The organism is Rhodohalobacter mucosus (assembly GCF_003150675.1).
GTDB lineage: Bacteria > Bacteroidota > Rhodothermia > Balneolales > Balneolaceae > Rhodohalobacter > Rhodohalobacter mucosus.
This window is the reverse complement of record NZ_QGGB01000003.1, coordinates 221,476-234,633: the sequence shown is the minus strand read 5'-3', so window position 1 is coordinate 234,633 and position 13,158 is coordinate 221,476. Positions and strand designations below refer to the sequence as shown.

The window sequence follows — 13,158 nt, the reverse complement described above, 5'->3', positions numbered from 1 at the left end:
TGTCTTTACTCTGGGTATGGTGATCGCCGGATGATCTGCAGGCAGAAAAATTGTATTCAATAGCTGTATGAATACCAATGGGTTGCTATTCTAATCATCCACCAATATTACTCCTCAACGTGGTCACGAGGGTTGAAACCCTCGCTCGTATATGGCACCCCGCAGTTGCGGGGTTTGGTCTTGGCTAAGATTATGGCTACACAACCAAGCCCGAGGCATCGAGGGCAACATATAGCAGCCGGTACTTTAGTGCCGGCAAGCAGGGCAGTCCCGTTCGTATATGGCATCCCGCAGTTGCTGGATTTGGTCTTGGCTAAGATTATGGCTACAAAACCAGGCCCGAGGCATCGAGGGCAACATATAGCAGCCGGTACTTTAGTTCCGGCAAGCAGGGCAGTCCCGTTCGTATATGGCACCCCGCAGTTGCGGGGTTTGGTCTTGGCTAAGATTATGGCTACACAACCAGACCCGAGGCATCGAGGGCAACATATAGCAGCCTGTACTTTAGTTCCGGCAAGCAGGGCAGTCTCGTTCGTATATGGCACCCCGCAGTTGCGGGGTTTGGTCTTGGCTAAGATTATGGCTACACAACCAGACCCGAGGCATCGAGGGCAACATATAGCAGCCGGTACTTTAGTGCCGGCAAGCAAGGCAGTCGTTATTCCTTTTGTGATTCCTATAAGACAATGCCGGCGGCGGAGCGAGATATTTATAAATTCATACCATAAAAAAACCCGGAACGCTCATAATTATGAACGTCCGGGTTTTTTGAATTTCTTATCCTGAGGTCAGTTAAAGCCAGGATTAATCGTCACACTGAAATATAAAGCCTTTCTTGCGTACGGTTTCAATGTAGTCGTATTCGGTATGCTCACGCATCTTTTTGCGAAGATAGCTGATATACACATTGATGTAATTGGTTTGTGTATCGAAATGAATATTCCACACATTTTTGGCAAGTTCCTCTTGTGAGATCACCTTGCCTTTATTGCGCATAAAATAGACCAGCAGATTGAACTCGTTGTTGGTGAGGTCCACTTCATTGTCATGGATAATCATCTTTCGCGCAATCAGGTCAACCTTAAGGTTTCCGCAAACAAGTTCTTTTTCAACACCTTTGGGTACCGAGCGCCGTGCAATGGCATCCAGCCTGGCCATCAGTTCTTCACTGTTGAACGGCTTGGTGAGATAATCGTCAGCCCCAACGTTCAGAATTTTGATTTTTACATCGGTTTCGTGCTCAGCTGACAGTACCAATACAGGTGTGGTAACCCCCTCTTCCCGTATCTTCTGACAAACGTCATACCCGTTTCCATCCGGTAGACGCAGGTCCAGAATAATCATATTAAAATCGTTCTCAAGAGCCAGATTTTGTCCATCTGTTGCTGTTTCAGCAACAGAAACCTCATTGCCCCGATGCTCCAATACCGCCTTAACGAGGGTGCGTACGGTCGGATCATCCTCAATAACCAGAATTTTCATTCCGTTCTGATGGTCTGCAGATGTAGCCATAACTTGTCTATCGGATTCTTCTTTAATTTCAGGTCTCTAAATTGATAAAAAATTTTAACAAAACCCATAAAATTTTAATATCCCCTTTTTTTTAGCCAGTCTGCCGCTTCAGTAACATATCCCTGGCTGAAGGAGTGACTTTCACCGACCAATATAAACTCTGCACGAACTCCATTTTCTTTCATTTTGTCGATTTCAGCCTGCTGAGGGTCCGGTTTTACTTTATCATCTTCAGATCCGTGAAGCGCCAGCACATTCAGGTGTTTAACATGTTCCCACTTATCGTTTAGTACTTCTGATTTAATCCGGGCACCCACTACAATCAGCTCATTAACATGTTTCCAGCGGGTAAGAGCAAAGTAACCTGCCAGGTAACCACCCATTGAATAACCGAATACGCATATGCGGCTTACGCTTATCACTTTCAGCAGGTTGTCTATTACCTCCTGAATAAACTCAGAAGCCAATTCCAGGGACCTGGTAAACTGGCTTTGATTTCCATCATAAAGATACCATGCCCTGCCCCACTCTGAAACTTCCTTCTTCCTGCTGCGGTCATAAAGCGGATAAGGGGCCTGAATAAACAGGTGATAAGCCGGAATACCCAGTAACTCTTCACACTCATTACGGAATGTCTCAGCATTCTCTCCAAATCCGTGCAAATAGACAATCAATGGTTTTGATTCGGCCTTTGGGCCGGATTCAATGAGCTGATACGGGACTTCAATTTTAAACGAGGTCTTTCCGGATACCAGTACGTCCAGTTCGGGGTCGGCCATGCGTGATGAAAATCATTTTAATGATCAATAAAAAATAAAATCGATGTGAAGCGGCAGAAAGTCAGTTTATAGAGAGAAGATAATCCTGAAATAAGGTTCACACAACTAAATGAACGGAAGAACGGAACAACAGAGGAACAGAAAACCGATGAACCGATGAACCGATTAAGTGTTCACATTGCAGTACTTCAAAACGTTAACGCGTCACATCGCTGGCTCTGCAGATTGCCCAACGCTGGAGGCGTTGAATGTTCATAGCCCCGTGCGTCAGCGCGGGGTTGTATATAGCCTGCAATGTGAACCCCGAGGCGGGATAACAAACAACGCCAAGATGCAGTTCGAGGGATACTTGGTAGAAATGTGCAGGAGCTGGCACAGATCCTGAAATTCGTTCTCTGGAAATTGCCTGCAAGCTCTGGAATTTGTTTCGTGATTTTTCCAAGATCCAGCCCAGAGGCTCGGCTGCCGGTGCCCGTTGGGCTACCGATCAGATGTTCCTCCGTAACATGGAGAACAGATGAACGGTGGAACGGAGGAACCGAGCAACCGAGCAACCGAGAATGGATAAGCATAATAAAATATCCTCAACCTTATTAAGGCACCTGCTTCTCAATACTCAATACTCAATGCTCAATACTTCACTTCCATCAAAGTGAGTCCGTGTGCTGGTGCGGAAAAGGCTTTTTGCTTTTGCTCAGGCCCGTTCAAAAGGGATTCAAAATCATCTATGGACATTTTCCCCTGGGCAGTGTGAACCATGCCACCAACAAGACGTCGAACCATGTGCCTTAGAAATCGATTTCCCTCGATGTGGTATGTGAATCCGAACCCGGATGGGAAGGATTTCCATTCACTGAAGAGAATTGTGCACTCTGTGGTCATCTTTTCCGTATCCGGCGGGATACAAAAATTTTTGAAATCCTGTTTACCGATAATTTTTCCCGCACAGACGGTCAGAATACTTTCATCGATATCTCCGTTAACTATCCAGTATCTGTGTCTGTTCAGCGGCGAAGGCCGTGTATGAACATCGTACCTGTACCTGCGTGACCGGGCATTGAACCTGGCATGAAATTGCGGGTCTGATTTTTCTATCTGCAAGAGGGCAACATCGTCAGGCAGCAGTCCTTTCATGGCATGAAGAATACGTTTTGCCGTATAAACGTCCGGCAGGTCCGCATGTGCTGTCTGAGCCATGGCATGAACGCCCGCGTCGGTTCTCCCCTGGCCTATCAAATCCACCGGCTGCTGGTAGAGCGTGGAAAACGCCTCCTCCGCCACTCCCTCAACCGTACGCGCCTCGGGCTGAACCTGCCAGCCGCTGAAGCCGGTGCCGTCATATTCAAAGGTGAGTTTGTATCGGGGCATAGTGATTCACCGCAGAGACACAGAGGCCGCGGAGGTTTTATGTTTCAGGGTTCAGGGTTCAGGGTTCAGGGTTCAGGGTTCAGGGTTCAGGGTTCAGGGTTCAGGGTTCAGGGTTCAGGGTTCAGGGTTCAGGGTTCAGGGTTCAGGGTTCAGGGTTCAGGGTTCAGGGTTCAGGGAAAAATCTGCCTATTTCATCGTTTATTTCCAATTTTATCAGTATTTGTTCTGTTTCAAATTGCAACAGGCAACAAACACCTAATTCCGAATATTAACAAACCTTGTACCTTGTACCCTGTACCCCGAGCCCTGCACTTACGCCTTAAACAGCTGACCCTCCTTCGTGGCGTAACCATTCATCGCATTTCTTGTATCAACGATACAGGATGCCCACTCTCCCAGCTCACTATAGTTGATATCACCGTGATTGGTGGAAATCACAACAGCATCAAATTTGCTGATGGTATCCTTATCCCAGTTTACGGATTCCCTTCCTGCATAATGGGCATATTCTCGTGAGGGTTTGATTTTTGGCACGTAGGAGTCGTAGTAGCTAACCTCGGCTCCCATCTCCTCAAAAAGCTCCATCAGCTTATAAGTGGGCGACTCACGGTCATCATCCACATTGGGCTTATAAGCGAGCCCTACAAGCAAGACTTTACTTCCATTCAGGGCTTTCTTGTGATGATTCATTGCCTCGAGAGTTTTACGGATCACATATCTTGGCATATCGGTATTGATCTCCCCCGCCAGTTCAATGAATCGTGTGGGTTGTTCCACTTCACGGGCTTTCCAGGTAAGGTAGAAAGGGTCGATCGGGATACAGTGTCCGCCCAGACCCGGCCCCGGAGTGAATTTCATAAACCCGAAAGGCTTGGTTCCGGCCGCATCCAGCACCTCATGTACATCAATCCCCATCGCCTGGTAGATCACTTTCAATTCGTTTACCATCGCGATATTCACCGACCGGAATATATTCTCGGTTAGCTTCACCGCTTCCGCCGTCTTGCAGTCGCTCACGGGAACGGTTTGAACAATGGCCGTATCGTAGAGCGCGCAGGCCAGTTTCAGCGCATCCTCGCCGTGCGCACCAACCACTTTCGGTATTTTGGCCGTATTGAAATTCTCATTACCCGGATCTTCCCTTTCAGGGCTGTAGGCCACATAGAAGTCTGTTTCAGCACTCAGTCCGGAGCCCTCCTCCAGAATCGGGATGATCAGCTCTTCGGTGGTTCCCGGGTAGGTGGTGGATTCCAGGATCACCAGCTGGCCTTTTCGCATGTTTTGTGAAACCGTACGTGTGGTCTGCTCCACGTAGGTCATATCCGGCTCCCGGTGATGGTTCAGCGGTGTGGGAACACACATCAGGATACAGTCCGCTTCCTTCAGCCTTGAAAAATCGGTCGTTGAATCGCACCGCTCTGACTTGGCAAGCTTGCCCATCATCTCTTCTCCCAGGTGTTTAATGTAAGGCGTACCGGAGTTCAGACAGTCTACCTTGTTCTGATCGATATCGTAGCCGATCACCGGCATCCCGCGCTCGTGAAATGTCCACATAAGGGGCAGGCCTACATAGCCAAGGCCTGCAATTCCGATAGTATATTCTTTATTCTCGATTTTAGTAAGTAATTCCTGCAGCATGATGAAATTGGTCGTGGTTGGTTGTGGGTTGCTTGTTGTCCGTTGATAGTTGTCCGTTGATAGTTGTCCGTTGCCGGTTACTGATTATTGTACCTTATAATGTTTTTAATGGAGTAAAAATTGGTTTTCACAAATTATCTTTATCCAGAGAAAAGTAAGGGGTTTCGGCGAGCGGTACACATTATAAAGTTTATAAGTTTCTTGGCTCAGGGCCCAGTGTGCAGGGTGCAGGGCTAAGTCAGGAACAAGCAACAGGCATCAGGCATCAGGCCACAAGGTACTAGGTTTTGCATTGAGACATAGCCAGGTACCTGTTCAATTCTCAATACTCAATATTAAATACTCAGTACCAAATATTACCTTGTAATCCGGTCAATTATGAGCGCAATCGTTGCAGTAGTGGATGCCAGCGTAGCCGCAATGCTGACGCGTTCCTGTGCCGTTAGTTCGCGCTGCTCCGGCTCCCTGGGGATAACAATCGTTGCACCGGGCTCAACACTGGGATTATTCCGGAAAAAAAGAAAACGACGGGTGCGGTCCACCTCACCGTTCGCGTACACAATATAGGCACGCTTGCGACGGGCATTGTCCGTGACCCCGCCTGCAGAGTTGATATAGCTTTGAAATGATTTACCGGACTCGTACCGAACACTGGTCGGTGACAAAACCTCTCCCTCTATACGAACGGTTTGAAGCTCCTTGGGCACAGTAATCACGTCTCCGTTCTCAAGAATAAGATCATCCCTGCCGCCGGGTCGCTGAAGTGCGGTATTCAATTGAATTCCCACAAGTGTACGATTACCCCCATTCATCTGATCGCTTCTTTCCTCCGGATCCAGAAATTCAAGTTCTTCGGCCGTTAAATCCGACATGGTTCGATCCAATGAAGCCCCTTCCGGATAGGCATAATCCGACAATCCGCCTGCCATCTCTATGATATCCGACAAACGGGTGGTTCTGGTTGGCAATACATATTCACCGGGGAACTCCACCTCTCCTTCTATGCGAACGGTTTGCTGCACCTGATAATTGGGTCGGGTTCGGACATAGACCTGATCAAACGGCATCAGCTCAAAATCACCGTCATCCTCACTCAGGCCCAGATACTCTTCAACCTCAAATTGAAATACCTCTGCAACCCTGTCCATACGTCTTTCTGACGACGAATCGTTTGTTATTCTCCTGGCAACCTCCACACGATATGGAGCTGCATTATCCCGAAATCCGTCAGCCTGCAGAATGGCGTCTTCAAGGGTCAATCCGTCGCGGAATTCAAACGTCCCGCTGCTGTTAACCGCACCCCTTACGCGAACGGTATACTCCTCCTGCAGATCAAAAATGTTTGACACCCGCACGAGATCGTCCGGACGAAGAGGAATGTCGTAACCGGCAGGATCATTTAAAAGCCGTTCCAGGCTGAAAGAGAGTATTTCAGGCTCGCGGTTTTCCTTCAGCCTTTCAATCACAGCACGCTGCAGAAACGCTTCTTCCAGAGGGCCATCAGCCTGTGTAACCAGATCATACAGTGTCATTCCTTCCTTGTACTCATATGCCCCCGGACGGTAAACGGCTCCCCGAATCCGAACGCGGTTTACAAAACGGTCCATAATTTCACCTATGCGAAGTTTATCACCATTCCTGATCTCCAGATTTGCTTCTTCAGGGTAGAGGATGGTTGTGACACGGCGCATTTCGGGAGTCATCCCTTCCAGGGTTAACGTTCGTGTATAGGCCTGATCGGTAAAACCTGCTGTAAATTCCAAAAGATCGCTGAGCGTCTCACCATCAATAGTTTCAAAAAAACCTTTTCGCTTGGTTTCTCCCCAAACGTGAACGCGATTTACATATGGATCAATCTTGATCACATCCTGATCACGGAGACGTATATTACTCTCCTGTGTACCGGTCACAAGAAAATCATAAATATCAAGTGTTTCAACCACTTCATTTGAGCGGATGATCTGAATATTCCGAAATGTGCCATTTCGGGTTGGTCCGCCGGCAGCAAAGAGCGCATTAAACGCTGTGGCCAGAGACGGGATGGTATACGTGCCCGGCCGCGTAACCTCACCAATTACCGTCACCTTGATGCTGCGTACATTGCCAAGCGTCACCTGGGCAAAGGTATTCCCTTCTCCGGGATTGTTAGGCCTCAGACCGGAGTAAATATTTGTGAGACGCGATAAAATCCGTTCCTCCGCTTCATTCATCTGCAAACCGTTAACCTGTATCGGGCTCAGGTTGGGAATGCGGATGGATCCCTCCGGACTCACCGTAAGCCTGTAGGTCTGCTCAGATGCTCCCCAGATATCGATCACAAGTTCATCCCCTGCCCCAAGCACGTAATCGACCGGTGTGGGTAGATTCAGGGACGGTTCAAAACTGACGGCGACCTGCCGAAACAGATCCATTCCGAATACCTTCAACGAGTCATTTTCAGTCTGAGTGCGATCAGCTACAGGCAGACGGTCTGTCTGTTCCCGGTAAACATCCGATTCGTCCAGGGGGATCATAACATCACGTGCCTCCCCGGTTGATTGTTCCGCGGATTCGATTCCGGATGATGCGCGAAATGAGCGAATACGCTGCACCAGCTGTGATACCTGCAGGCGGCTGGCACCCTGTGCGATGGCCAGCTGTTCGAACTGCTGAAGGGTGAGTCCGCGGTCACGGATTTCCTGATCGGCCTGACGAATCTGCTCCTCACTAAGTTCATTGACGTTGACGGTGCTGAGATCAATCGATCCAAAACTTTGTGCTTGAACTGCTGATGCAAGAAACAGTGTGAAGAGCGCAGAGAGGCTGAGCAGAATCAGGATCTTCTTGTGCATGGAGATGATGGCGTTTTATGGTTGGGTTGCATTCTGTAAATCAGTACCGAAATTACGGATTTTATTTCTTTTTCCTGAAAGGAATTAACCGCCCCGAAGTCTCGGGGCAAAGAACGCAGAGGATGTGTGTGTTCGGGTTAGATGTTGGAACCAGCTCGATAAGGGGTTGCCGCGGAGGGCACGGGGGAAAAAAACAGAACAACAGAAAAACAGAACAACCGATAAACCGAGAAAGTGTTCTCCTTGCAGTAGTTCAACACGTTTACGCGTTACATAGCTGTCTCTGCAGCTTCACTAACGCCGGAGGCGTTGAATGTTCATAGCCCCGTGCGACAGCGCGGGGTTGTATGAAGCACGAAAATAGCCCCCGAGGCGCAATTGTAATCAACGTTCACATACAGATCGAGGGGTTTAAGACAGAACGTACAGAGGAGATTTACATCCCAATACCCATTCCCGTGATTTGGGTGCAACCTCCGGACGTCATCCCATGCTTTTTCGTCCACCCCGCCCGGAGGCCTGGCCGCCGGCGCCCGTTTTGGGCTACCCACCAGATGTTCCTCCGGAACATGGGAGAACAGAAAAAAAAAGCAACCGATAAACCGAGAAATTGGATGTTGAATTTGACTCTCTTGTGAGGCTACTTAAATGCAGGATCCACAGCACCAATGGTGCGAAATCACCAGCGCCGTGAGAAGCGCGGTGTAGTGATGAATGACACCACCCACCCCGAAGCGATATTTTATTCAACAATCGGATTTTAAACGAGGGGTTCGCGGATGGAATTTCAAATGAACTGTTGCAGAATTCTGAATATGTTTCCGATGCAATTCTGCCGGCAATGAATTACCGGCTCGTTAATGTCGCCCTCGATGACTCGGGCTTGGTGTTTGAGCCATCATCTTTGCCGAACTTAAACCCCGCGACAGCTGGGTGACACACACGAGCGAGGGTTTTAACCCTCGTTCAAAATACCGAGGGTAATTTCTTACGCCAGTTCTTTCTCCTGGCCGGCGCGCTGCCGGGTGGGACGTTCCTTCTCTTCGACCAGGGTTCGACGCTCTTCCCGGAGATCCTGCAGCTGCTTGTGCCGGTCGAGGTCGAAAATGCCCAGTTTCTTGAGGATGCTGCGCTTGTAGCCGTTGGTGGGAAGAAATGAGACCATGAAAAGGACGATCACACCCAGAATCAGGTTATTATTCAGGCCGGACAATGAGATGGCCAGTAAACCAATAAGGATGGTTACGAGGTAGAGAAAGACCGTAGTCTGTTTTTGAGAAAAGCCCATGTCCAGAAGCTGATGGTGAACATGATCTTTACCGGGTGTAAAGGGTCCGTCGCCCCTTGCCAGGCGTTTCACAAATACAGTAAGAGTATCGTATAGAGGAATGGCAAGAAATGCAACCGGCAGGATAACCGAAGCGTTATGGTACAAGCCGGCGTATTCTGTATTTCCGCTCAGTCCCAGGTAGTTGATGGTCAGAAAAGCGAGCAACAGTCCAACCACGAGCGATCCGGTATCTCCCATAAAGATTCTTGCGGGATGAAAATTATGCATCAAAAACCCGAACAGGGACACAGCAGTAAAGATTGCCAGCAGCATGAGTGCGGTATAGCCGGCGCTGTAGAATCCGGCCGCCAGAAAGAGTGATGCGATCATGCCGATACCGCCGGCAAGTCCATCGATGCCGTCAATCAGGTTGAAGGAGTTCATAACCACAATCACAGTAAAGATGGTAACGGGGATAGAGACGTAAACAGGAATCGATTCAATTCCAAACATTCCATGAAAATTGGAAATCATCGCCCCGCACCCTGCAATCAGCAAAACAGCTGCAAAGAGCTCGATGGCCAGCTTTTTGGATGGGGATAGGCCCATCAAATCATCCTTTAGGCCTGTGAAGAAGAGCGCGATCATTGCAACGGAGAGAAACTCAAAACCCTGAAGCTGTCCCGCATAGCCGCTAAGCGAAAAACCGATGAAGAGTCCGATAAATATAGCGACCCCTCCGAGGTAGGTAATGTAGCGGTCGTGAAGTTTGCGTTCCCCGTCAGGTTTGTCATACAGATCCTTAAAATAGGCTACCTTGACAAGGAGCGGAATTAGTTTGTACACAATCCCAACCGTCACAGCCATTGCGAGGACCGTTTGCAAAAGTGGCAAATTCATGTAAATGATATCTTTATTCTTTCAATATGTGCGGTTTGACGGTTTCCCACCAATCTTATTTTGTACTCCTGAAAAACGTCAAATCCGGGCCTTCGTACCGTAGATGATTTTAATCTATGCGCGAATATAACAAAAAACTTTGGCATGTATTGAATTAATTTCGTGTTAACCCAATGTTTTTAATCATTCCCTGCGTACTTTTACTATTCAGCAGTTGCGGGCTTCAAATTTACTACACACAGGATGCAGTTAATACCTAATGCATGAAGCAATTATTCAGAATTTTTACCGGTTCCATATATCTGGTACCGGCAAATATCCAAAACTGCCGTACTCGCGGTGACATGTGCGGGTCAGCCCGATTCGAAGATCTGTATCTTGTTTCACTCCTAAAAACTCCGGCCGGATACACTGTCACTACACCCAAAGAGAAGGCTGGATCATTTTCGTTACAGAATTTTACAGAAAAATTCGTGATTAACTTCAATTCGACAAGAGAGTTTATTAAAGAAAGGGGTAGTGGGTGATGAATCGTAATGAAATTAACGCCAAAATTTTAATATTTAAGTCAAATCAACACTCAGCTTAGCAGGGATCCCGATGGGGCTGCCCGTTCCATTCGGCTCTTGCGAGTCTCTTCCCCCCTTCAAGTGATACTTTTCGGGTTCAGTTCCTTATCTCGAACTCACGTTACTTAATATTTCTAGACGTTTACTTAACGCTGAAAATGCTTGATCTTATTCCCGTCTGCCACTGACCATCTACTATCTGCCAATCAACTTCATAATCTCCCCAACGATTCTTCCCGATGTTTTCCCATCCCACATCTCCGGGATGCCTCCCTTTTTCCACTCGCCGGCGAATAGTTTATCCATCGCCGGTTTGATTGCTTCCGGGTTTACTCCCAGCAGTTTGTTGGTACCGATGGTGATGGTCTCCCGGGCGCTCGGTTCTATCACGCAGTGTCATGCACTGAATGCCCATGACTGTCGTCTCCTAGGTAAAACCGCCCGAGTCGGTCACCACCGCCTTCGACCGCTCCACCAGGTAGTTAAACTCAAGGTAACCCACGGTTCGATAATGTGCAGACGCTCATAACCAATTCCCAGCTTTTCTAGCATTTTTGCCGTTCGCGGGTGGACCGGGAATACCAGCGGCAGATCTTGAGCGTTGGCAATCAGCTCATCCATCAGACCCATGAGAGCCTCCTCTTCATCTACATTCACTGGTCGGTGAAGGGTCATTACGATATAATTACCTTCCTCGAGGCCAACCTAATCCCACACATCCGGCTTTCGGAACCGTGGACATTGCTTCAGCAGTGTATAGATCATCGTATTGCCCACATAAAAGATCCTCTCATCCTCCAGCCCACTCTTGCGCAGGTTTTCATTGGCAATTTCCGAGGTTGTAAAAAACCAATTGGTCACCGCGTCCGTGGCAAGGCGGTTAATCTCCTCTGGCATCCTCCAATCGCCCGACCGGATACCCGCCTCCACATGTGCTACCGGTATGTGCATTTTCTGGGCGGTTATCGCACACGCCATTGTGGAAGTTACATCCGCCACCAACGGGCATAGATCCTAAGGTTTGTCTATCAGCAGTTTCTCGTAGCCGGTCATGATGGCCGCGGTCTGTACCGCCTGCGTTCCGCCACCCGCTCCCAAGTTTACATCAGGGGCCGGAATCCCCAGCTGTTCAAAAAAAGAACCACTCATATTTTTGTCATAGTGCTAACCGGTATGCACCAGCCTAAAATCGATATCTGTCCCGTTCTCTTGTTCTGCTTTGATGGCGTCGATGATGGGAGCAATCTTCATAAAATTGGGTCGTGCTCCGGCGATGAGGTCTATGTACATGAAGTTTTGTTCTATTTAATTTTAAAATAGTTTACTGATCGTAATGTAATAAGCGAATTAAGGTAAAAAGTGAAATATTACTCTCGAGAAACCATATTTTAGAACTGTAATTTAATCATTCGTAATTTATATTAAAGATACTACGGTTCTTAATTGAGAGTTTTTTTCAAGATATGGACTCAGACAAGAAGAGACTGACAGACAAGTGTTTTCGACTACCCCCACTTCAGTCTGAGCAAGTTTGACGCGCTCGATCTGACGTCTTATATAACTGATTAGGATACGATCATGACCCGCTTCTAAAGCTTTCCGAGCAACAACTTATACAAAAACTTCACCAACACTCGCTGACGACCAATTCTTGAAGGTTGCTTCAGCAATCGATAAGCCCACTCCAGGTTTAGGTTAATCCACGAATTGGGAGCGCGTTGTACATAGCCGGTATACACATCAAAGCTACCTCCGAGACCCATGTAAAGGGCTTTGTGCTGCTCTTGCAGCTCCTGCATTATATATTCCTGCTTGGGGCTCCCCATTGCTACAAACACTATATCTGGTTTTTTTTGGAAGATCTCTTCCTTGAGTATTTGGTACTCTTCTTCATTAAAGTACCCATTGCGGTAACCGGCAAGGTTCAGATCTGGAAACTGTTTCTTTAACTTTTGAATCGTATCTTCCATCACTTCCGGCTTACCACCCACTAGGTAAAAGGTTTTTTCCTTATGAAATGCCTCAATAATATCCAGCCAGAATTCTGCTCCGGGAATTTTAATGGCCTCCTTTCCGGCCCTGCGCAAAGCCCAAACGGCTCCCACACCATCCGGGTAGCCGATATTCTTATTTACCAAGTCCCTGAGCTCTTCATCTTCGCGAATGATTTTTTCAGCATTCAGGGCAACCAGTATATTTTCCCAATGTCCGTTTTTCAAAAAGGATAGAAAAGCTTTTCGGTTTTTAAATGGATACACTCGATACCCGTTTATTTGTACGGATTTACTCAT

At 47.8% G+C, this 13,158-nt stretch carries 7 protein-coding genes and 1 pseudogene; all 8 read right to left on the bottom strand.

All coding sequences use genetic code 11. The features are described from left to right. Positions 1-804 precede the first annotated feature (804 nt). The gene (locus DDZ15_RS04235; protein ID WP_242978873.1) at positions 805-1,512 is read right to left on the bottom strand and encodes a response regulator transcription factor; all 708 of its coding nucleotides are present in this window, start codon (positions 1,510-1,512) and stop codon (positions 805-807) included. Between the two features lie 74 nt (positions 1,513-1,586). Further along, entirely contained in the window at positions 1,587-2,291 is a 705-nt protein-coding gene (locus DDZ15_RS04230; RefSeq protein ID WP_109645211.1) for an alpha/beta hydrolase, read from the bottom strand. Between the two features lie 630 nt (positions 2,292-2,921). Continuing rightward, a complete protein-coding gene (gene truA, locus DDZ15_RS04225; protein WP_109645209.1) occupies positions 2,922-3,659 on the bottom strand; it encodes a tRNA pseudouridine(38-40) synthase TruA in 738 nt (245 codons plus the stop codon). Positions 3,660-3,971: 312 nt separating this feature from the next. Further along, the gene (locus DDZ15_RS04215; RefSeq protein ID WP_109645207.1) at positions 3,972-5,297 is read right to left on the bottom strand and encodes a nucleotide sugar dehydrogenase; all 1,326 of its coding nucleotides are present in this window, start codon (positions 5,295-5,297) and stop codon (positions 3,972-3,974) included. A gap of 356 nt (positions 5,298-5,653) precedes the next feature. Continuing rightward, the gene (locus DDZ15_RS04210; RefSeq protein ID WP_109645205.1) at positions 5,654-8,128 is read right to left on the bottom strand and encodes an SLBB domain-containing protein; all 2,475 of its coding nucleotides are present in this window, start codon (positions 8,126-8,128) and stop codon (positions 5,654-5,656) included. A 988-nt stretch (positions 8,129-9,116) separates the two neighbouring features. Next, positions 9,117-10,298, bottom strand: a complete 1,182-nt coding sequence (locus DDZ15_RS04200) for an MraY family glycosyltransferase (protein ID WP_109645201.1) — start codon at positions 10,296-10,298, stop codon at positions 9,117-9,119. A 764-nt stretch (positions 10,299-11,062) separates the two neighbouring features. Further along, positions 11,063-12,157, bottom strand: a pseudogene (gene wecB / locus DDZ15_RS17060) (non-hydrolyzing UDP-N-acetylglucosamine 2-epimerase). 299 nt (positions 12,158-12,456) lie between these two features. Continuing rightward, positions 12,457-13,158, bottom strand: coding sequence for a WecB/TagA/CpsF family glycosyltransferase (locus tag DDZ15_RS04185; RefSeq protein ID WP_109645197.1), 702 nt, complete (start codon positions 13,156-13,158; stop codon positions 12,457-12,459).